The sequence below is a fragment of the Cellulomonas sp. P2_F12 genome (genome assembly GCF_056403775.1).
In genome coordinates this window covers 606,510-627,622 of the sequence record NZ_JBFUEV010000002.1, presented here as the reverse complement: position 1 = coordinate 627,622, position 21,113 = coordinate 606,510, and the positions used below count along the sequence as shown (strand labels likewise).

Sequence of the window (21,113 nt, the reverse complement as noted above, 5' to 3'; positions counted from 1 at the left end):
GTCGACCGAGGAGTGAACATGGCACGCGTGCTGGACCGTCTGGGCCGGGGAAGCTTCCGCCACCGTTGGATCGTGCTGATCACCTGGCTGGTGATCCTGACCGCTGCCGCATTCGGCGCGGTCGCGTCGGGGCTCAACCTGTCGAACACGTTCTCCATCCCGGGGACCGAGTCCGACAAGGCACAGGCACTGGTCGCCGAGCGGCTGGGCGCCCAGGCCGCGGGCGTCGGAGGCAACAACGCGGCGGACGCGCAGGACACCACCAAGCCGTCGAGCTCCCGCGTCGTCGTCGGCGCGCCCGAGGGGGAGTCCTTCCTCACCGGCACGGGCGTCCAGGACGTCATGACCGCGCTGGCGCCCGTGGCGGAGGCCGAGGACGTGGCCGGCATGTCCGACCCCGTGGCCAGCCAGGCCGTCGCCCCCGACGGCAGCGTCATGTACGTCGACGTGCAGTTCACCGTGCCGGCCGACGACGTCCCGGCGGCCACGACGGACACCCTCGAGACCGCCAAGGCGAGCCTCGAGGCCGACGGCTACGAGGTCGCGCTGTCGGGTGGCCCGTTCACCGAGCCGCTCAAGCTGGCCGGTCCGACCGAGGCGCTGGGGCTCGTCGTCGCCCTCGTGGTGCTCGTGGTGACCTTCGGGTCGCTGCTCGCGGCGGGCATGCCGATCCTCACGGCCCTGCTGGGTGTCGGCATCGGCGTCGCGGGCGTGCTGTCGCTCTCGGGGATCACGGAGATCTCGTCGTCGACCCTGACGCTCGCGCTCATGCTCGGCCTGGCGGTCGGCATCGACTACGCCCTGTTCCTGCTGTCCCGGCACCGCCAGCAGCTGGCCGACGGGATGGACCCGCTCCAGTCGGCCGGGCACGCCGTCGGCACCGCGGGCAGCGCCGTCGTGTTCGCCGGCACCACCGTGGTCATCGCGCTCGCGGCCCTGACGATCACAGGGATCCCGTTCCTGGCCGCCATGGGTCTGGCCGCCGCCGGGACGGTCGTCGTCGCGGTGCTCGTCGCCGTCACGCTGCTCCCCGCCCTCATGGGCTTCGCGGGCGAGCGCCTGCGGCCGCGGGGCCGCGCGATGCGGCAGGCCGAGCACTCCCGGGCGGCCCGCAACCGCTGGGGCACGCTGGTCACGACGCACCCGATCATCACGCTGCTCGTCGGTGCGGTCGTGCTGCTCACCATCGCCATCCCGGCGCTGAGCCTGCGCCTCGGCCTGCCCGACGCCGGCCGGGAGCCCGAGGGCTCGGGCGACCGCAAGGCGTTCGAGATGCTGGCCGAGGGCTTCGGCCCGGGCTTCAACGGCCCGCTCGTCGTCCTGGTCGACGCCAAGGACGACCCGTCCGCGCTGTCGAGCGCGGTCGTGGAGGTCACGACGACGGTCGCGGCCCTGCCGAACGTGGCCTACGCGGCGCCGATCGCCGCGCCGGGTGCCACCGAGGGTGCGGAGGCCGCGCTGGTCGTCGTCATCCCGACGGGCGCGCCCGACTCGGTGGTGACCGCGGACCTGGTCCACGCCATCCGCGACGCCCGCCCGGAGCTCGAGGAGTCCACCGGCACGCAGCTGTGGGTCACGGGCGCCTCGGCGGCGAACATCGACATCACGCAGAAGCTGGCCGACGCCTTCCCGCTGTTCCTGCTCATCGTCGTCGGGCTGGCGATCGTGCTGCTGCTCGTCGCGTTCCGGTCGCTGCTGGTGCCCGTCACCGCGGTGCTCGGCTTCCTGCTGACCATCGCGGCGGCGTTCGGCGCGACGACCGCGGTGTTCCAGTGGGGCTGGCTGTCGAGCGTGTTCAACGTCGACTCGACGGGCCCGCTGCTCAGCTTCCTGCCGATCCTGCTGGTGGGCGTGCTGTTCGGGCTGGCCATGGACTACCAGGTGTTCCTGGTGTCCCGGATGCGCGAGGAGCACGTGCACGGCGCCGACCCGACCACGTCGGTCCGGCTCGGGTTCGCCCACGGCGCCCGCGTGGTGCTGGCTGCCGCGCTGATCATGATCTCGGTGTTCTCGAGCTTCGTGTTCAGCGGCTCCGCGCAGATCGGCCCGATCGCGTTCGCGCTGGCCATCGGCATCCTCTTCGACGCCCTCGTGGTGCGGATGACCATGATCCCGGCGGCGATGACCCTGCTGGGGAAGTCCGCCTGGTGGCTGCCACGCTGGCTCGACCGGATCATCCCCAACGTCGACATCGAGGGTGCCGCGCTCGACAAGACCGGCGCCCACACGGCCGAAGCCCCCGTCGACGTGGTGCCCGAGGGCACGCACACCGGCGCCCACGCGGCGCACGGCGTGCACGCCGCATCGGACGAGGACTGACACGACGAGGGCCGGGGTGCCTCGTCGCGCCCCGGCCCTCGCCCGTCGATCGGACGATCAGCTCACGTCGTCGTCCACCCAGTCGAAGGTCTTGGTGACGGCCTTCTTCCAGTTCCGGTACTGACGGTCGCGCTCGTCGTCGGCCATCGCCGGCTCCCAGCGCTTGTCCTCGGCCCAGTTGTCGATGACGTCCTGCTCGCCGCTCCAGAACCCGACGGCGATGCCGGCCGCGTAGGCCGCGCCCAGGGCGGTGGTCTCCGCCACCTTCGGCCGGACCACGGGGACGCCGAGGATGTCCGCCTGGAACTGCATGAGCAGCTCGTCCTGGACCATGCCGCCGTCGACCTTGAGCTCGGTCAGGTCGACGCCCGAGTCGGCGTTCATGGCGTCCAGCACCTCGCGGGTCTGGAACGCCGTCGCCTCGAGCGCGGCCCTGGCGATGTGCCCCTTGTTGACGTACCGCGTGAGGCCGACGAGGGCTCCACGTGCGTCGGAGCGCCAGTACGGCGCGAACAGGCCCGAGAACGCCGGCACGAAGTACGCGCCGCCGTTGTCGTCGACCGTCTTGGCCAGCTCCTCGATCTCCGGCGCCGTCGAGATCAGCCCGAGGTTGTCGCGCAGCCACTGGATCAGCGAGCCGCTCACGGCGATCGAGCCCTCGAGCGCGTACACGGTCGGCTGGTCGCCGATCTTGTAGCAGACCGTCGTCAGCAGGCCGTTCTTCGACGGGACCGGCGACGTGCCCGTGTTGATGAGCATGAAGTTGCCGGTGCCGTAGGTGTTCTTGGCCATGCCGACCTCGAAGCACGCCTGCCCGAAGGTGGCCGCCTGCTGGTCGCCGAGGATGCCGGCGATCGGGACGCCCGGGACCATGCCGCCCTCGCGGCCGGTGCCGTACACCTCGGACGACGACTTGATCTCGGGGAGCATCGACAGCGGGATGCCCATGTCCGCGGCGATGTCCGCGTCCCAGGTCAGCGTCTCGAGGTCCATGAGCATGGTGCGCGAGGCGTTGGTCGGGTCGGTGACGTGCACGCCACCGTCGACCCCGCCGGTCATGTTCCACAGCACCCACGAGTCGGTGTTGCCGAACGCCAGGTCACCGGCCTCCGCCTTGGCCCGGGCACCCTCGACGTTGTCGAGGATCCACTTGACCTTCGGGCCGGAGAAGTAGGTGGCCAGCGGCAGGCCGACCTTGGCCTTGTAGCGGTCTGCGCCGCCCCCGAGCGCCCCCAGCTCGTCGGCGATCTTCTGCGTGCGCGTGTCCTGCCAGACGATCGCGTTGTAGACGGGCTTGCCGGTGGTCCGGTCCCAGACGACGGCCGTCTCGCGCTGGTTGGTGATGCCGACCGCGGCGAGGTCCTTGTACGTGAGGTTGGCACGGGTCAGCGCGAGACCGACCACCTCACGGACGTTCTTCCAGATCTCCTCGGCGTTGTGCTCGACCCAGCCGGCGCGCGGGAAGATCTGCTCGTGCTCGATCTGCCCGGTCTCGACGATCTGGCCGGAGTGGTCGAAGACGATCGCTCGGGAGCTCGTGGTGCCCTGGTCGATGGCAAGGACGTACTTGGTGTCGGGCATGGTGAAGATTCCTCCGGGTGGTTCTGGGGATCCGGACGGCGCTCACCGGGGGGTTGGTGGCGCCGTCCGGACGGGACGACGGGTGGTGCGGGTGCTCGGTCTCAGCCGATGTAGGCGTGCGCGACGAGTCCGCCGATGACGCCACCGACGAGCGGGCCGAAGACCGGGACCCAGGAGTACGCCCAGTCGCTGGAGCCCTTGCCCCGGATGGGCAGGAGGGCGTGCGCGATACGGGGGCCGAGGTCACGTGCAGGGTTGATGGCGTAGCCGGTGGGGCCACCGAGGCTGGCGCCGATGCCGACGACGAGCAGGGCGACGGCGAGCGGGCCGAGACCCGAGGGCGTCTTGCCGAACGCCAGGATGACGAAGACCAGCACGAACGTGCCGATGACCTCCGTGATGAAGTTCCACGCGTACGAGCGGATCGCCGGGCCGGTCGAGAAGACTGCGAGCTTGGTGGCGCCGTCGGCGTCCTCGTCGAAGTGCTTCTTGTAGGCGATGAAGCAGAACAGTGCACCCAGGGCCGCTCCGGCCATCTGGGCTGTGACGTACAGGAAGCCGTTGGCCGCTGTCACGGGAACACCCGGCGCGAAGTCCGCCGCCCCGCTCGCCCAGATGCCGATGGTCACCGCAGGGTTGAGGTGTGCACCCGACTTGAAGGCGGTGTAGACACCAGCGAAGACCGCGAGGCCCCATCCGAAGTTGATGAGCAGCCAGCCACCGTCGAAGCCCTTGTTCTTCGGCAGGATGACGTTCGCGACGACGCCGGTACCGAGCAGCACCAGCATGCCGGTCCCGAGAACCTCGGAGAGGAAGACCTCTCCCATTGTGTAGTCCACTGTCGACCCTTTCTGACGGACGTCGTTGTCACGTGCGCCCCGCGGAGGACCGCGGGGAGTCTTGAGGTGGTGCTCAGGTCCCCTCGGGGACCATCGGCGACAGGTCGGCCGCGCGGAGTCGCACCTTCACGGCCTCGACGTCGTCCTGCTCCTGCGCGGCCGCGTCCTCCGCCTCGCACCGGGCCCGGTAGGCCTCGATCTCCTGGCTGCGCTTGTGGGCGTCCCAGCCCAGGACCGGGGCGACGAGGTCCGCGATCTCCTCCAGCGCGCCGACGCCCTTGTCCACCTGCTCGTAGTTGAGCCGGGTCCGGTGCATCAGCACGTCGTCCAGGTGCAGGGCGCCCTCGTGGCTGGCCGCGTAGACGATCTCCGCGCCGATGTACGCGTCGGCGTTCTTCAGCGGCTCGGCCAGCGCCGGGTCGGCGTCGACCAGGTCGATGAGCTCGCCCAGCAGCGACCCGTACCGGTGCAGGAGGTGGTCCATGCGCGGCCGGCTCCACCCGTACTTGTGGCTGATCGCCCGGGCCTGCCGCTGGAACACCTGCAGCCCCTCCGCGCCGACCAGCGGGAGGTCGTGCGTGATGGACGGAAGGCTGGTGGCCCGGCTGCCGATGGCGAAGTCGACCGCGTCCTTGGCCATCACGCGGTAGGTGGTCAGCTTGCCGCCGGCGATGACCGTGAAGCCCGGCGCGGGGGAGGCGACGGTGTGCTCGCGCGACACCTTCGCGCTGCTGGTTCCCGCCTTGACCTGCGGCTGCAGCAGCGGGCGCAGGCCGGCCCAGGTGCCGATGATGTCCTCGCGCGTGATGGGCCGGGACAGCACCGCGTTGGCGTGCTCGATGACGTAGTCGATGTCCGCGGCGGTGGCGACCGGGTGGATGAGCTCCTGCTCCCACGGGGTGTCCGTGGTGCCGATGACCCAGTACCGCGACCACGGGATGATGAACAGCACCGACTTCTCGGTCTGCAGGATCAGCCCGACGTCGCCGGCGATCCGGCTGCGCGGCACGACGATGTGCACGCCCTTGCTGGCCAGCACGCGCAGGCCGCCCTCGGCCCCGGCCAGCGACTCGGTCTGCTCGGTCCAGACGCCGGTGGCGTTGATGACGGCCCGGGCGCGGACGTCGATCCGCTCGCCGGTCTCCAGGTCCATGACCTCGGCGCCGGTGACCGCACCGCCGGTCGTCGTCTGCAGGTCGAGCACCTGCGTGCGGGTCGCGGCGTACGCGCCGTAGCTGACGGCGGTGCGGACCAGGGTCTCGACGAGACGGGCGTCGTCGACGCTCGCGTCCCAGTACCGGACCGCGCCGATCGCGGCGTCGTGCCGCAGGTCGGGGAACAGGCGCTCCATGCCCTTGCGGGTCAGGTGCCGGTGGATCGGGAGGGCGCGCCTCGAGCCGGTGACCGAGGCGAGGGTGTCGTACAGGGCCACGCCGGCGCCGACATAGGCACGCTCCCAGACGCGGTTCTCCAGCGGGTACAGGAAGCTGACGGGCTTGACCAGGTGCGGCGCGAGGCGGTTGATCAGCAGGTCACGCTCGGTGAGTGCCTCGCGCACCAGGTGGAAGTCGAGCATCTGCAGATAGCGCAGACCGCCGTGCACGAGCTTGCTCGAGCGGCTCGAGGTGCCGCTCGCCCAGTCCTGGGCCTCGACGATCGCGGTGGAGAGTCCTCGGCTCACGGCATCGAGGGCGATCCCAGCGCCGGTGACGCCGCCTCCGATGACCAGGACGTCGAGCTCGTTCCCTCGCTCCCCACTGACGCGCATGGCGTCGAGTGCGTCCTGTCGTGCCTGGGCCGTCAGCGGCGCCGTCCTCATCCGTGTACCCCCGGTGGTTCTGTTGTCCGCGTTGTCCCACTCGCCCGGTACGGGCTTGCTCGCTATCGTCGTCACCAGGCGAACGAACGCGCAACCTGGCTGCACAAACGTGCAACTTTCGTCCGCGTACTGGAGGGGGCGCCGATGTACATCGAACGGGAGCAGGACGTCCTCCGTGCGGCGTCCATGTACTACCTGCAGGACATCAAGATGGAGGTCATCGCCCGCCACCTCGGCACGTCGCGGTCGACCGTCTCCCGCCTGATCAAGCGCGCGCGGCAGTCCGGGCTGGTCGAGATCACGCTCCGGCCCGCGAGCACCCGTGCACCCGGGCTCGGCCGCACCATCGCCGCGACGTTCGGCATCGACACGTACGTCGTCCCCGTGCCGGACTCCGCCAGCCACATCGAGCGCCTCGACCAGGTCTCCATCACGGCCGCCAGGCTGCTGTCCTCGTGGTTCGACTCCGACATGGTGCTCGGCGTCGCCTGGGGCACCACCCTGGCCTCCGTGTCCCGGTACCTCGCGCCGAAGCCGACCCGGGGGTCCGCGGTCGTCCAGCTGAACGGCGCCGCGAACATGCGCACGAGCGGGATCGAGTACGCCAGCGACCTCATCTCGACGTTCGGCACCGCGTTCGCCGCCGCCGTGCACCACTTCTCGGTGCCCGCGTTCTTCGACTACCCCGACACCAAGGCCGCGATGTGGCGCGAGCGGTCCGTCCGCCGGGTGCTCGACATGCAGCGGCGGGCCGACATCGCCGTGTTCTCCGTCGGCGCCGTCGCCGGTGCCGTCCCGTCGCACGTCTACTCGGCCGGGTACCTCGACGACGCCGACGTCAAGAACCTGCACGACGAGGGCGTCGTGGGCGACGTGTGCACGGTGTTCCTGCGCGCCGACGGGTCCTGGCAGGACGTGCACCTCAACGAGCGGGCCACCGGGCCGACCCCCGTCGAGCTCCAGCGAATCCCGCGGCGCGTCTGCGTCGTCGCCGGCGACAACAAGGTCGCGCCACTGCTCGCCGGTCTGCGCGCCGGGGTGGTCACCGACCTCGTGGTCGACGAGATCACGGCGACCGGGCTCCTCGAGGCGGCCGAGCCGCCCCACCGGGGCCGGATGCGCACGCGGGTCTGACCGCGGTCACGCGCCCGTCTCGTGGGCCGGGCCGTTCCGCGGTCCGGGCCGACCTCGCCAGTAGGTTGGCCCGATGTCCTTCCGTGTCCGCCCCGCCCTGCCGGCCGACGTCCGCGCCATCCGCGCCCTCGTCGAGCCCTACGCCCAGGAGCGGATCCTCCTGGCCAAGGAGTGGGTCGGGTACTACGAGGCCGTGCAGGAGTTCCTGGTCGTCGAGGCCGACGACGGGACCGTCATCGGCTGCGGCGCCCTGCACGTCATGTGGCAGGACCTCGCCGAGATCCGCACGCTGGCCGCCGACCGCGGCTGGCGCGGCGCGGGCGTGGGTCACGCGCTGCTCGACGCGCTGCTGGAGCGTGCCCGGGAGATGGGGCTGCGCCGCGTCTTCTGCCTGACCTTCGAGGTGGCCTTCTTCGAGTCGCACGGGTTCCACGTCATCGAGGGCACGCCCGTGACGCCCGACGTCTACCTCGAGCTGCTGCGCTCGCACGACGACGGCGTCGCCGAGTTCCTGGACCTCGCGCGCGTGAAGCCGAACACCCTGGGCAACACGCGGATGCTGATCAACCTCGACTGACCTCGGGGTGGTGCGTCAGGTCCACCTCGTCGGTGGTCTCGACGATCACCGCCAGGAGGTCGGTCGTCGCCCACGTCTGGTGCGACTCGCCCGGCTCCCACAGGACGAGCGTGCCCGGACCGACGTGCCGGCGCGGCTCGTCGTCGACCTGGATCTCGCCCTCGCCCGCGACGACCGCGAAGAGCTGCCGGCGCACGGTCGGGTGCCGGCCGAGCGTGCCACCCGCCGCGAGGCGGCCCACGTGCACGGAGGTCCCGCCGACCGTCGGGAGGAGCTGCATCACGACGCCCGCGCTGTCGAACGCGGTGATGTCGTGCGCCGGGAGCTCGAGGAGTCGCATCAGCGCGTCCGGTGCAGGTCGTCAGGGGCGCTCGCCATGACGCATGCTCCCATGCGGGGTCGTCGTGAGCGGGAGTCGCGCGCGGCGGCGGGAAAAGCCTGGGCCGTCTCGTGCCGCTCGGGCAGGCTTGCCGCGTGAGCACCTATCTGGCGACCGATCGCCTGGTCCTGCGTCCCTTCACGGCCGACGAGGCCGACCTGCTGATCGAGCTGGACAGCGACCCGGCGGTGATGCGCTTCCTGTCCGGGGGCGAGCCGACCGCGCCGGAGTTCGTCCGTGACCTGGTCCTGCCGAGCATCCTCGCGGGCTACGAGAGGTGGGAAGGCCGCTTCGGGCTGTTCGCGGCTCAGGAGAAGGACGGGGGCGCGTTCGTCGGGTGGTTCTGCCTGCGTCCCGAACGGGAGGGCCCGCTGGACGAGGTCGAGCTCGGGTACCGGCTGCGCCAGGAGGCGTGGGGCAAGGGGTATGCCACCGAGGTCGCGTCCGCGCTGGTCGGCAAGGCGTTCTCCGAGCTCGACGTGCGCGTGGTCTGGGGCGCGACGATGTCCCTGAACCTCGCGTCGCAGAAGGTGATGGAGAAGGTCGACATGACGGTCACGGAGATCCTGGCCACCCCGGACGACATGCTCGCCGTCGAGGGCTCCGAGCTCGGCGGACCGAAGTACGAGATCACCAAGGAGCAGTGGGAGCGCCGGCAGTCACGCGGTCAGGACGGCAGCCGGTAGGTCGGGGGGTCCTCGTCGCTCACGGCCGGGACGCGCGTGACCAGCCCGTCGGCGACCAGGCTGTCGACGCAGCGCGCCAGCTGGCGTGCGTCGGGCCAGGCGGCGTCGACCGCGGCGGCCGGGACGGGGCCGAGGGCCTCGCGCAGCAGGGCCATGACGCGTCCCCGCACCTGCCGGTCGGTGCCCTCGAACGTCTGGGTCCGCCGCCGGCCGGTGTGCTCGTCGGCGGGGCGGCCGGCGGCATACCAGGCGCACACGTCCCGGACCGGGCACGCGTCGCAGCGCGGCGAGCGGGCGGAGCAGACGAGCGCGCCGAGCTCCATCGACGCCGCGGCCCAGCGGGCGGCCGTGGCGTCGTCGTCGGGCACGTACGCCGTCGCGCGGCGGACCTCACCCACCGTCTGGCTCGGGGCCGGCAGCGCGACTCCGTCGACCGTGCGGGCCAGCACGCGCCGAACGTTGGTGTCGAGCACGACCGACCGCTTGCCGTACGCGAACGCCAGCACCGCGGCCGCCGTGTAGGAGCCGATCCCGGGGAGCTCGCGCAGGGCGCCCTCGTCCGCCGGCACCTCGCCGCCGTGCCGTTCCACGACCGCCCGAGCGCACTCCTGCAGCCGCAGCGCGCGCCGTGGGTAACCGAGGCGGTCCCAGGCGCGCAGCACGTCCCCGGTCGACGCTGCGGCCAGGTCCGCGGGAGTCGGCCACCGCGCCATCCACGCGCGCCACGCCGGCTCGACCCGGACGACCGGCGTCTGCTGCAGCATGACCTCGCTGACCAGGACGCCGTACGCCGTCCGGTCGGCCGCCCGCCACGGCAGGTCGCGCGCGTGCTCGTCGAACCACGCGAGCACCGGCTCGCGCAGCTCGGCGGGGGACGGCGGCACCGCAGCATCCTGCCCCAGGTGACCCCGACCTGCGTCGTCGTCCGCCTCGTCGTCGTGGCGGGCGCCGGGCCGGGAGATCGTGCGTCTCGCACTCCGGGCGGCCCCGCGCGTCGGTCGGGCGCCCGGCAGGCCGTGCCTCTACGGTGGTCGCGCCGCGACGTCACGCGGTGCACCCGAGATCGGCCGGAGGACGCATGAGCGAGTCGCGACGACTCCCGGGCCGGGTCTACTGGGTGCGTCGGTTCGTCGTGCTGGGCATCCCGCTGCTGGTGATCCTCGTCGTCGTGTGGCTGGTGGCCGGCCGCGGTGGCGACGACGGGGACGGGGCCCCCGCCGCCCAGACGTCGTCGCCGGCGCAGTCCGCTCCGGCCGAGGCCCAGCCGAGCACCACGCCCACCACCGACGACTCCGGGGTCGCCGACTGCGACGCGACGGGGCTCGTCGTCGCCATGACGCCGGACGCCGAGTCCTACGCCGCCGGGGTGAGCGCGACGTTCACGGTGTCGATCACCAACACGGGCAGCGACCCGTGCCTGGTCGACGCCGGCGAGGCCCAGCGCGAGATCGTCATCACGTCCGGCGCCGACCGCGTCTGGTCGAACCGCGACTGCATCGTCCCCGGCACGGAGTCCCGCACCCTGCTGCTGCCCGGCGGCGGCAACGACACCACACCGTTCGCCTGGAACCGGGTCCGGTCGGCGGAGGGCTGCCCGGCCGGGCTGCCCGCTCCCGGTGCCGGGACGTACTCCGCGCAGCTCACCCTGGCCGGGGCCGTCGCGCCGCCGGCCGTGTTCGGGCTCGGCTGACCAGCCATACCCCTCCGCGGCTCCCACCGGCGCGGCTAGGGTCGAGCGTGCCGACCGCGGCACGGCCGTAGCACCCGAGGGAGAGTCCATGTCCGATCCCGCTCCGGCGGCGAACGCGCAGCTGAGCGTGCGGGGTGCCGTCGTGCTCGGGGTGGGTGCGATGGTCGGCGCGGGGATCTTCGCGCTCCTCGGGCAGGCCGGCGAGGTCGCCGGGTCCGCGGTGTGGCTCTCGTTCCTGCTGGCCGGGGCGATGTCGGCCACGCTGGGCTACACCCTGGTGAAGTTCGCCATGCGCTGGCCGTCCTCCGGCGGGCTGATCGTGTACCTGCAGCACGGCTACCGCAGCCGCCGCGTGGTGGGGGTCGCCGCGTGGCTGGGGTACCTCACCGCCATCGTCGTCGTGGGCGCGATGGTCGCCGCCTCGTTCGGCGACTACGCCGCGGTGGTGATCGCCGACGGACCGTCCGGTGGCTGGCTGTCCAAGCTCTGCGCCGTCGCGCTGGTGGTGTTCGGGGCGTGGCTCACGGTCGCCGGGCCGCGTCTGGTCGACCGGGTGCAGTCGGCGATCGTCGGCCTGCTCCTGGTCGTGTTCACCGTGTTCGTCGTCGGCACGCTCCCGCAGGTCGACTTCGCGTTCCTGGCGCCGAGCACGTACCCGGGCGTGAACGACATCGTGGCCAGCATCGCCCTCACGTTCTTCGCCTACCTCGGCTTCGCGGTCATCTCGTTCGTCGGCGACGACATGGCCGAGCCGCGGCGCCAGCTGCCCGTCGCGATGTACGCGGCGCTGGCCCTCACCACCGTCCTCTACGTGGCGGTCGCGGTGTGCGTGTTCGGGACGCTCCCGGTCTCCGAGGTGATCGCCGCCGGGCCGCGGGCGCTGGCGGTCGCCGCGGAACCCACGCTGGGGCAGGCCGGTTACGTGATGATGACGTGCGCGGCGCTGCTGGCGACGGCCTCGACCGTGACCGCGATGCTCTACAGCTCCGTCGGGCTGACCCGAGCGCTGGCAAGCTCGGGGACGTTCCCGCCGGCGTTCGGCCCGGGGACCCGGCTGGGCCGGCACGGCGGCCTGCTGCTGACGGCCGGGCTGATGGCTCTGCTGGTGACCGGGCTCAGCGTGGGCGCGCTCGCCTCGGTCGGCAGTGCGGTGTCGCTGGCGGTGTTCGTGCTCGTGGCCGTCGCGGCGTTCCGGTTGCGGACCGAGCTCGGCGCGTCGCCGGCGCTGACCGCGGTCGCCGTCGCGGTCTCGGGCGTGGTGCTCGTCTGGTTCGTCGTCGACCTGTGGGTGTCCCAGCGGCGCTCGTTCTGGATCATGCTGGTGCTGATCGCGCTGGCCGTCGTGGTCGACTGGGCCTGGGCGCGACGACGCCAGGCGTCCGAGGCCGGCGCTTCGAGCTAGACGTACCGCTCGAGGATGCTCGACTCGGCCAGCCGCGAGAGGCCCTCGCGCACGGCCCGGGCGCGCTGCTCGCCCACGCCGTCGACGGCCATGAGGTCGTCGATGCCTGCCGCGAGCAGCTTCTGCAGGCCACCGAAGTGCGCGACGAGCCGGTCGACGATGGCGCCGGGCAGGCGGGGGACCTTGGACAGCAGGCGGTAGCCGCGCGGGCCGGCGGCCGCGTCGAGGGCGTCGCCGCCGCCGGGCAGGCCGAGCACGCTGGCGATGCGGGCGTTGTCCAGCAGCTCGGTCGAGTCGAGCTCGGCCAGGGCGTCCAGCACGGAGTCGACGTCGCGGCGGCTGGTGTCGACGTAGTCGCGGATGATCAGCGCGCGGTCGGACCCGATGCCGCCGACGAGCTCGTCCAGCTGCAGCGTGAGCAGGCGGCCGTCGGTGCCCAGCTCGACGACGTAGCCCTCGATCTCCTCGGAGATGCGGCGGACCATCTCGAGGCGCTGGACCACCGCGGACACGTCGCGGACGGTCACGAGGTCCTCGATCTCGAGGGCGGACAGCGTGCCGCTGACCTCGTCGAGCCGCGACTTGTACCGCTCGAGGGTGGCCAGGGCCTGGTTGGCGCGGGACAGGATGGTGGTCGAGTCCTCGATGACGTGCCGCTGGCCGCCGACGTACAGGGCGATGATCCGCATCGACGCCGAGACCGAGACGACGGGCAGGCCGGTCTGCTTGGCCACACGCTCGGCGGTGCGGTGCCGGGTGCCCGACTCCGAGGTCTCGATGGTCACGTCCGGCAGCAGCTGCACGGCCGCGCGCACGATCCGCGAGATGCCCGCGTCGACGACGACCGCGCCGTCCATCTTGGCCAGCTCGCGCAGGCGGGTGGCGGAGAACTCGACGTCGAGCACGAAGCCCCCCGAGCAGATGCTCTCGACCGTCCTGTCGAACCCGAGGACGATCAGCGCGCCGGTGCGGCCCCGCAGGATCCGCTCCAGCCCGTCGCGGAGCTCGCCGCCAGGGGCGACGGCTGCGAGGGTCGACCTCAGGAGGTCGTCAGGAGCGTGCGGCACGGTTGCATGGTAACGACGCAAGCCGACGACGGCTCTTGCGACCCGCATGCCGGACCCGTTCGCCTGCAGGCGTTCGCCCGTTCGCCGCCGACGGGTGCCGCGTCGCGACACTCCGGCCATGGCCGGTGCACCCCCGGTCGTCCGCTCGAGCGCGGCCACTCGTCGCCGAGCGCGGCCACTCGCGGCCGAGCGCGGCTGGTCGTCGACGAGCGCGGCCACTCGCCGCCGAGCGCGGCTGTTCGCCGCTGAGCGCGACTGCTCGCCGCCGAGCGCCGTGCGTGGGCGGGCGCATTCGTTGACCGACGGGTGCGCTCCGCGACGAAGGACCGCGCTCGGCAAGGGCGTCGACGACTGACGGCGCCCGCTCATGCCGCGCCGGCCGCGGTGTCGAGCGCGGGCCCCCGTCCCCGAGTGCGGTCCGTCGCCACCGAGCGCGGTCACCGGGCGGGCGCGCTCGGTGACGGACGAGTGCGCTCCGCGACGTAGGACCGCGCTCGGCAAGCGGGTCGACGACGGACGGCGCCCGCTCATGCCGCGCCGGCCGCGGTGTCGAGCGCGGGCCTCCGTCCCCGAGCGCGGTCCGTCGCCACCGAGCGCGGTCACCGGACGGGCGCGCTCGGTTACGGACGGGCGCGCTCGGCTACGGACGGGCGCGGTCGGTCGCGGACAGGTGGGAGCGCCCGGCGGGCGCGCTCCGCGCCAGACGGTGTCCGCAGCTTCGCGGCGACCGACGGGTGCCCCCTCGGGCGAGAAGTAACCCGGCCGTTACGAGACCGAGACGTGTCCGACGTCGTCAGGCTGTTGTCTATTAGGAAAGTTGCCTGTTAGTTTGACGAGGTCGCGCACAGCGGCCTCGGTCAACGACGATCGGACGAGTGGACATGAGCGGCACGCCCAGCCAGCCGGGGACTCCCGGGCTGCTGCGCGCCATGAACGACAAGGCCGCGCTCGCCCTGCTGCTCGAGCACGGCCCGCTCACCCGCGCGCAGATCGGCGAGCTCACCGGCCTGTCCAAGCCGACCGCCAGCCAGGTGGTCACGCGGTTGGAGCAGCTCGACCTCATCGACGTCGTCGGCTCCGTCGCCGCGGCCCGCGGGCCCAGCGCCGTCACGTACGCGGTCCGGACCGACCGGGCCCACGCGGTAGCGGTCGACGTGCGGCCGCACCGGGTGCTGTCCACGCTGGTCGACGCCGCCGGCACGGAGTACCCGATCGCCGAGGTGCCGCTGGCGCGCACCGCTGCCGAGCGGTCGGCCGTGAGCGACATCAGCGCCGCGATCCAGGCCGCGTGCGAGGCGGCGGGCGCGACGCCCGACACGGTCGTCACCGTCATCGTCGGCCTGCAGGGCGCGGTCGACCCGCGCACGGACGACCTCGCGTTCGTCGGCCTGATCCCCGGCTGGCCGCGCAAGGCCGTGCGCGCGCAGCTCGAGGACGGGCTCGGGGTCAGCGTCCGCATCGACAACGACGTGAACCTCGCGGCCGTCGCCGAGCGGGTCGAGGGTGCCGGCCGGGACGTCGACGGCTTCGCGCTGCTGTGGATGGGCGACGGGCTCGGCCTGGCGGTCGACCTGGGCGGCAGCCTGCACCGCGGCGCGTCGGGCGGGGCCGGCGAGATCGGCTACCTGCCCGTCCCGCGTGCGGCCGCCGAGCTGGTCCCGTCGGCCAAGGACCTGCAGGACCTCATCGGCGGCATCGCCGTCGGCAAGCTGGCCCGGGCGCACGGCGCCCGCGGCCGGAGCTTCGACGCCACGCTCAAGGACCTCGCCGTGCACCCCGCGCGGCCCGCGGTCCTCAGCGAGCTCGCGACCCGTGTCGCGGTCGGCGTCATCCCCGTGCTCGCCGTGCTCGACCCGCCCGTGGTCGTGCTCGGTGGACCGACCGGCGCCGCCGGCGGTCAGAACCTCGCCGACCTGGTGCGAGGACACATCCGCAGGACCACCCGGTGGTCCCCGCACATCTCCGTGAGCACCGTGGCTGATCACCCGGTGCTGCGCGGTGCGCGATCCGTCGTCGGCGCCGACCTGCGCTCTCGGCTGCTCGACCTCGTCCCCTAACCCCATCGACGCACGGCGACCCCGGCCGACCGGGTGCGTCGTCGCGCCCCGACACAGGAGCACACGATGAGAACTCGAAAGTCCCTGCTCGTCGTCCCCGCGATCGCGGCCGTCCTCGCACTGACCGCCTGCGGCGGCGGCGCCTCCGGAGGCCCGACCGCCGAGGCCACCGCCCCGGCGAAGGTGACCGGCGACATCCAGTTCTGGCACTTCTTCACCGACCGCGAGGCCGACGTCATCCAGTCGGTGGTCGACGACTTCGAGAAGGCCAACCCCGGCGTCACGGTCACGGTGAAGTCCGGCCAGGACGACGAGAAGATGCGCAAGGCGATCTCCGCCGGCCAGGCCATCGACGTGGGCCTGTCGTACTCCACCGACCAGGTGGGCCCGCTGTGCTCGTCCGGCGACTTCGCCGACCTGACCAGCTTCATCGAGCGCGACGGCGTCGACCTGACGCAGATCCCCGACACGGTGCTCGGGTACACGTCGTTCGACGGCAAGCGCTGCACGATGCCCGCGCTCGCAGACGTCTACGGCCTCTACTACAACACCGACCTGCTGGCCGCGGCCGGCTACACCGAGCCGCCGAAGACGCTCGCCGAGCTGTCCGACATGGCCGTCAAGCTGACGACGTTCAACGACGACGGGTCGATCAAGCAGCTCGGCTTCATGCCGCTGCTCGGCTACTACGAGAACGCCGAGGCGCACTGGGCCCCGGCCGCCGACGCGGAGTGGCTCAACGAGGACGGCACGTCGGCCATCGGCTCGTCGCCGGGCTGGACCTCCATCCTCGAGTGGCAGAAGGACCTCATCGACCGCCTCGGCGGCTACCAGAAGCTGGCGGACTTCCAGGCGGCGCTCGGCCAGGAGTTCTCGGCCGAGAACGACTTCCAGACCGGCCGCGTCGCCATGAACATCGACGGCGAGTACCGGACCGCGTTCATCGACGACCAGGCCCCGGACCTGACGTACGGCACCGCGCCGATCCCGTCGGCCGAGGGCTACGAGGACAGCTACGGCGCGGGCTACATCACCGGCAACATCATCGGCATCGGCAAGGGCTCGAAGAACCCCGAGGCCGCCTGGGCGTTCATCAAGTATCTGACCACCGACACGGCCGCCCAGGTCAAGCTGTCGAACGGCCTGAAGAACGCGCCGACCACCCACGACGCGATCACCTCGCCCGACCTCGAGGTCACGCCGCAGTTCCAGACGTTCCTCGACATCTTCGAGAACGCGAAGTCGTCGACCACCCCGCCCAGCGCCATCGGCGCGGAGTACCAGACGATCTTCGGGACGCACACGGCCAAGTGGCAGCAGGGTGACGTCACCGACCTGCCGGGCATGTTCACGCAGGTCGACGACGAGATCGACGCCGCCGTCAAGCTCCAGGCGGGCTGACGCCCGTGGCCTCGATGATCCAACGCCGACGGAACAGGGCGGCGCTCGCCTTCCTGTCCCCGTCGCTGCTCGGCATGCTGATCTTCTTCGTGTTCCCGCTGGTCATGACGGTCTACTACTCCTTCACGGCGTTCGACCTGTCGAACCCGCCGCGCTGGAACAACTTCGCGAACTGGAAGTTCCTGTTCACGAGCGACCCCCTGATCGGCACCGCGGTGCTCAACACGCTGTGGTTCGTCGCGATCCTCGTGCCGGTCCGGATCGTCGGGGCCATGGTCGTCGCCTGGGTGCTCACCCGTGCCCGGCGCAGCTCGGGCGTGCTGCGCACGCTGTACTACCTGCCGGCCCTCATCCCGCCGGTGGCGGCCACGATCGCGTTCGTGTTCGTGTTCAACCCCGCCACCGGCCCGGTGAACGAGCTGCTGGGCAAGGTCGGCATCGACGGCCCCGGCTGGTTCACGGACCCGGCCTGGGCCAAGCCGTCGCTGGTCCTGCTCGGGCTCTGGGTGCTGGGCGACATCATGGTGATCTTCCTCGCCAGCCTGCTCGACGTCCCCGCCGAGCAGTACGAGGCTGCGGAGCTCGACGGCGCCAACGGCTGGCAGCAGTTCTGGTACGTCACCGTGCCGAACATGACGCCGGTGCTGCTGTTCGCCCTGATCACGGGCATCATCGCCGCGCTCCAGTACTTCACCGAGCCCGCGGTCGCCGCGACGACCGCCCAGGGCAAGGCGAGCGTCGGGGCCGGCGCCGCCGGTGCGCTCGGCTGGCCCGACCAGTCCACGCTGACCTACGGCCAGCTGCTCTACTCCAAGGCCTTCGGCGCCAACCTGCTCGGGTACGCGTCCGCGATGGCCGTCGTCCTGTTCCTCGTCGCCGCCGTCGTGATGGCCGTCCTGCTGCGCCGGTTCAAGGCGTTCACCCCGGAGGTGGCCAGTTGATCCGCCATCGCTCGCCGCTGGTCTGGGTGGCGGACCACGCGATCTTCGTCGCGCTCTGCGTGCTGTTCCTCGCGCCGTTCGTGTTCATCCTGCTCACGTCGGTCATGTCGCCGGAGCAGGCCGGTACGGCCTTCGGGTGGCCCACGTCGTGGCACTGGGACAACTTCGCGCTCGTGTTCCAGAAGCTGCCGATGCTCAAGTACACCGGCAACTCGTTCCTCTACGCGGGCCTGGCGACGGCGTTCATGCTCGTCTCGTCGGTGCCCGCCGGGTACGCCCTGGCCCGCATCCAGTTCCGCGGCTCGAACCTCTACCTGGTGCTCATCATCGCGATGATGCTGCTCCCGCCGCAGGTCACGAGCGTGCCGCTGTACGTGATGTGGTCGAAGCTCGGGCTCACCGGGTCGCTGTGGCCGCTCATCCTGCCGAACCTGCTGGGCGATGCGTTCTCGATCTTCCTGCTGCGGCAGTTCTTCCTGACGATCCCGAAGGAGTACACCGAGGCCGCCCGCCTGGACGGCTGCGGCGAGCTGCGCACGCTCCTGCGGGTCATCGTGCCGATGGCCAAGCCGGGCATCGCGGCGACGGCGATCTTCCTGTTCTTCACGTCGTGGAACGACTACTACGGCCCGCTTCTCTACACGTCGGAGAACGAGTCGGCCTGGCCCGTCTCCTACGCGCTCGCCCAGTTCCGCGGCACCCGCGCCGTTGACTGGAACCTCACGATGGCCGCGACCCTGATCGCGATGGTCCCCGTCGTCCTCATCTTCTTCCTCGCACAACGGACCTTCGTGCGCGGCGTGACACTGACAGGGGTCAAGGGATGAAGCTCACCGTCATCGGCGGCGGGTCCACGTACACGCCGGAGCTCGTCGACGGGTTCGCGCGGCTGCGGTCGCTGCTGCCGCTCACCGAGCTGTGCCTGGTGGACCCGTCGTCCGACCGGGTCGCTCTGGTGGCCGGCGTCTCGCGACGGATGTTCGCGCGGTACGGGTACGACGTGCGGGTCACCGCCACGTCCGACGTCGTCGCCGGGGTGTCCGACGCGTCCGTCGTGCTGTTCCAGCTGCGCGTCGGCGGGCAGGCGGCCCGGCACACCGACGAGACGTTCCCGCACGCGTGCGGCTGCCTCGGCCAGGAGACGACCGGGCCTGGCGGCTTCGCCAAGGCGCTGCGGACGGTGCCGGTGGTGCTGTCGCTCGCCGACGTGGTGCGGCGGCACGCACGGCCGGACGCGTGGATCGTCGACTTCACCAACCCCGTCGGCATCGTGACCCGCGCGCTCCTGCAGGAGGGCCACCGTGCCGTCGGCCTGTGCAACGTGGCCATCGGGTTCCAGCGACGGTTCGCGTCGATGCTCTCGGTCGACCCGTCTCGTGTTGCGCTCGATCACGTCGGACTCAACCACCTCACGTGGGTGCGGGGCGTGACCGTGGACGGCGTCGATCGGCTGCCGGGCTTGCTCGCGTCGTCCTTGAGCGAGCTTGCCGACGAGGTCGAGCTCCCGCCGTCCGCCCTGTCGCTGCTCGGCTGCGTGCCGTCGTACTACCTGCGCTACTACTACGCGCACGACGAGGTCCTCCGTGAGCAGACGGCGCCGGGAGCGGTGTCGAGGGCGCAGGCGGTGACCGACGTCGAGAACGAGCTGCTCGCCCTGTACGCCGACCCGTCGGTCGACACCAAGCCCGAGGCGCTGACCCGCCGCGGCGGCGCCTTCTACTCCGAGGCCGCCGTCGACCTGCTCGCCTCCCTCACGGCCGACCGCGGGGACGTCCAGGTGGTCAACGTCCGCAACGACGGCACGCTGCCCTTCCTGCCCGACGACCACGTCATCGAGGTGCCCGCCACCATCGGCGCGTCCGGAATCGTGCCCCTGCCCGTGGCCCCGCTGGCCGACGACCTCGCCGGGCTGGTCGGGCACGTCGCCGGGTACGAGCGGCTGGCGCTCGACGCGGCGGTGCACGGCGGGCGCGACCGGGTCACCCGCGCGCTCCTGGCCCACCCGCTGGTCGGTCAGTACGACAAGGCGACCGCGCTGACCGACGCCCTGCTGGCGGCGAACCGAGACCACCTCGCGTGGGCACGGTGACCGGGGTCCTGCTCGCGATCGACGGGGGCGGCAGCAAGACCGACGTCGTCGCCCTCGCCCCCGACGGGACCGTCCTGGCGCACACCCGAGGACCCGGCTCCTGCCCGCAGGTGATCGGCGTCGCCGAGGCGCTCGCGGTCGTCGACGACCTGGTCCGCGAAGCGTTGGCGCTGGTCAGCCGCCCGCGCGTGCTGCGGGTCGGCGTGTACCTGTCCGGCCTTGACCTGCCCGTCGAGATCGAGACGTTCAGCGCTGCCCTGCACGCGCTGCCGTGGTTCGTGCAGGCGGCCGGTGTCGTCGTCGACAACGACACGTTCGCCCTCCTGCGGGCCGGGACCGCCGAGCACCAGGCCGTCGCCGTCGTCTGCGGCACCGGCATCAACTGCGTCGGCCGCCGGGCCGACGGGGCGACGGCCCGGTTCCCCGCGCTCGGCCGGATCTCCGGCGACTGGGGCGGCGGCTTCGAGCTGGGCGAGCAGGCGGTCTGGCACGCCGCCCGATCCCTGGACGGTCGCGGGACGCCGACGATCCTGGCCCAGCTGGTGCCGGCCGCGCTCGGGCGCCCGACGATGGCGGCGGTCATCGAGGACCTGCACTTCGGCCACCTCGACCACGACGACGTCGCCCTGCTCTCGCCCGTGGTGCTGGACGCCGCGGGGCGCGGGGACCCGGTCGCGGTCGCGATCGTCGAGCGCCAGGCCGACGAGGTCGCCGCCCTGGCGCTCGCGGCCCTGCGCCGCCTCGACCTCGCCGACGCGGTCGTGCCCGTGGTGCTCGGCGGGGGAGTGCTCGCCGCGCGCGACCCCGGGCTGACCGAGGGCGTCCGGGCGCGCATCGCCGCCGGGGCGCCGGGCGCGCACCTGGTGTTCGTCGCGGACCGGCCCGTGCTGGGCGCCGCGTTCCTGGTGCTCGAGGCGCACGGGGCGTCGCCGTCGGCTCTCGAGGCGGCCCGAGAGTCACTGGCGGTGCGCGAGGTCGTCGCGGGCTGACCGGGTCTCCCGACGCCGGCGACCCGTGTCGCGCGGCGGGACCGTGACCGGCACACGGCCCGCCGTATGGAAACGTCGCTGGCTCGCGCGATCCCGGTCGGGGTCGCGTGAAGACTTTGGTGCGCGCTGCGTGACGAACTCTT

At 72.2% G+C, this 21,113-nt stretch carries 18 protein-coding genes; 12 read left to right on the top strand and 6 right to left on the bottom strand.

Annotated features, from left to right (window positions below):
* The first annotated feature begins 18 nt into the window (after positions 1 to 18).
* The gene (locus AC1DWH_RS07675) at positions 19 to 2,319 is read left to right on the top strand and encodes an MMPL family transporter (protein WP_477093156.1); all 2,301 of its coding nucleotides are present in this window, start codon (positions 19 to 21) and stop codon (positions 2,317 to 2,319) included.
* Between the two features lie 57 nt (positions 2,320 to 2,376).
* On the opposite strand, the gene glpK is transcribed toward AC1DWH_RS07675, so the two are convergent.
* The 3 genes from glpK to AC1DWH_RS07660 form a co-directional block, all read right to left on the bottom strand.
* Positions 2,377 to 3,900, bottom strand: a complete 1,524-nt coding sequence (gene glpK / locus AC1DWH_RS07670; RefSeq protein WP_477093155.1) for a glycerol kinase GlpK — start codon at positions 3,898 to 3,900, stop codon at positions 2,377 to 2,379.
* 101 nt (positions 3,901 to 4,001) lie between these two features.
* Complete coding sequence (locus tag AC1DWH_RS07665) at positions 4,002 to 4,727, bottom strand: MIP/aquaporin family protein (protein ID WP_456846232.1); 726 nt, start codon at positions 4,725 to 4,727, stop codon at positions 4,002 to 4,004.
* A gap of 85 nt (positions 4,728 to 4,812) precedes the next feature.
* Positions 4,813 to 6,558, bottom strand: a complete 1,746-nt coding sequence (locus AC1DWH_RS07660; RefSeq protein WP_477093154.1) for a glycerol-3-phosphate dehydrogenase/oxidase — start codon at positions 6,556 to 6,558, stop codon at positions 4,813 to 4,815.
* Positions 6,559 to 6,702: 144 nt separating this feature from the next.
* On the opposite strand from AC1DWH_RS07660, the gene AC1DWH_RS07655 reads away from it, so the two are divergent.
* Both AC1DWH_RS07655 and AC1DWH_RS07650 read left to right on the top strand, forming a co-directional pair.
* Entirely contained in the window at positions 6,703 to 7,692 is a 990-nt protein-coding gene (locus AC1DWH_RS07655) for a sugar-binding transcriptional regulator (protein WP_456846230.1), read from the top strand.
* Positions 7,693 to 7,765: 73 nt separating this feature from the next.
* Entirely contained in the window at positions 7,766 to 8,269 is a 504-nt protein-coding gene (locus AC1DWH_RS07650) for an amino-acid N-acetyltransferase (RefSeq protein WP_456846229.1), read from the top strand.
* On the opposite strand, the gene AC1DWH_RS07645 is transcribed toward AC1DWH_RS07650, so the two are convergent.
* On the bottom strand, positions 8,256 to 8,609 hold the full coding sequence (locus AC1DWH_RS07645; protein WP_477093153.1) for a cupin domain-containing protein: 354 nt from the start codon (positions 8,607 to 8,609) through the stop codon (positions 8,256 to 8,258). The two genes, AC1DWH_RS07650 and AC1DWH_RS07645, sit on opposite strands and share 14 nt — an antisense overlap.
* Positions 8,610 to 8,743: 134 nt before the next feature.
* Here AC1DWH_RS07645 and AC1DWH_RS07640 point away from each other — a divergent pair, with 134 nt between their 5' ends.
* Positions 8,744 to 9,334, top strand: coding sequence for a GNAT family N-acetyltransferase (locus AC1DWH_RS07640; protein ID WP_456846227.1), 591 nt, complete (start codon positions 8,744 to 8,746; stop codon positions 9,332 to 9,334).
* Here the strand turns inward: AC1DWH_RS07640 and AC1DWH_RS07635 are convergent.
* Positions 9,316 to 10,218, bottom strand: coding sequence for an HhH-GPD family protein (locus AC1DWH_RS07635; RefSeq protein ID WP_477093152.1), 903 nt, complete (start codon positions 10,216 to 10,218; stop codon positions 9,316 to 9,318). The genes AC1DWH_RS07640 and AC1DWH_RS07635 overlap by 19 nt on opposite strands.
* 194 nt (positions 10,219 to 10,412) lie before the next feature.
* Here AC1DWH_RS07635 and AC1DWH_RS07630 point away from each other — a divergent pair, with 194 nt between their 5' ends.
* Positions 10,413 to 11,024 carry a hypothetical protein gene (locus AC1DWH_RS07630; protein WP_456846225.1) on the top strand — a complete coding sequence of 204 codons (612 nt, stop codon included), beginning with the start codon at positions 10,413 to 10,415 and terminating at the stop codon, positions 11,022 to 11,024.
* Positions 11,025 to 11,112: 88 nt separating this feature from the next.
* A complete protein-coding gene (locus AC1DWH_RS07625; RefSeq protein ID WP_477093151.1) occupies positions 11,113 to 12,426 on the top strand; it encodes an APC family permease in 1,314 nt (437 codons plus the stop codon).
* On the opposite strand, the gene disA is transcribed toward AC1DWH_RS07625, so the two are convergent.
* Positions 12,423 to 13,541 carry a DNA integrity scanning diadenylate cyclase DisA gene (gene disA / locus AC1DWH_RS07620; protein ID WP_456823999.1) on the bottom strand — a complete coding sequence of 373 codons (1,119 nt, stop codon included), beginning with the start codon at positions 13,539 to 13,541 and terminating at the stop codon, positions 12,423 to 12,425. The genes AC1DWH_RS07625 and disA overlap by 4 nt on opposite strands.
* Positions 13,542 to 14,374: 833 nt before the next feature.
* Here disA and AC1DWH_RS07615 point away from each other — a divergent pair.
* The 6 genes from AC1DWH_RS07615 (at position 14,375) to AC1DWH_RS07590 (ending at position 20,970) form a co-directional block, all read left to right on the top strand.
* Positions 14,375 to 15,550 (top strand): ROK family transcriptional regulator, encoded by a 1,176-nt coding sequence (locus AC1DWH_RS07615; RefSeq protein WP_477093150.1) that lies wholly within the window; start codon positions 14,375 to 14,377, stop codon positions 15,548 to 15,550.
* A 66-nt stretch (positions 15,551 to 15,616) separates the two neighbouring features.
* Positions 15,617 to 16,951, top strand: a complete 1,335-nt coding sequence (locus AC1DWH_RS07610; RefSeq protein ID WP_456845589.1) for an ABC transporter substrate-binding protein — start codon at positions 15,617 to 15,619, stop codon at positions 16,949 to 16,951.
* 14 nt (positions 16,952 to 16,965) lie between these two features.
* Positions 16,966 to 17,892, top strand: coding sequence for a carbohydrate ABC transporter permease (locus AC1DWH_RS07605; protein ID WP_477093230.1), 927 nt, complete (start codon positions 16,966 to 16,968; stop codon positions 17,890 to 17,892).
* Positions 17,889 to 18,719, top strand: coding sequence for a carbohydrate ABC transporter permease (locus AC1DWH_RS07600; protein WP_477093149.1), 831 nt, complete (start codon positions 17,889 to 17,891; stop codon positions 18,717 to 18,719). The genes AC1DWH_RS07605 and AC1DWH_RS07600 overlap by 4 nt, the downstream gene beginning before the upstream one ends.
* Positions 18,716 to 19,981 (top strand): 6-phospho-beta-glucosidase, encoded by a 1,266-nt coding sequence (locus tag AC1DWH_RS07595; RefSeq protein WP_477093148.1) that lies wholly within the window; start codon positions 18,716 to 18,718, stop codon positions 19,979 to 19,981. The genes AC1DWH_RS07600 and AC1DWH_RS07595 overlap by 4 nt, the downstream gene beginning before the upstream one ends.
* Positions 19,969 to 20,970: an N-acetylglucosamine kinase gene (locus AC1DWH_RS07590; RefSeq protein WP_477093147.1), complete on the top strand. Its 1,002-nt coding sequence runs from the start codon at positions 19,969 to 19,971 to the stop codon at positions 20,968 to 20,970. The genes AC1DWH_RS07595 and AC1DWH_RS07590 overlap by 13 nt, the downstream gene beginning before the upstream one ends.
* Positions 20,971 to 21,113: the final 143 nt, after the last annotated feature.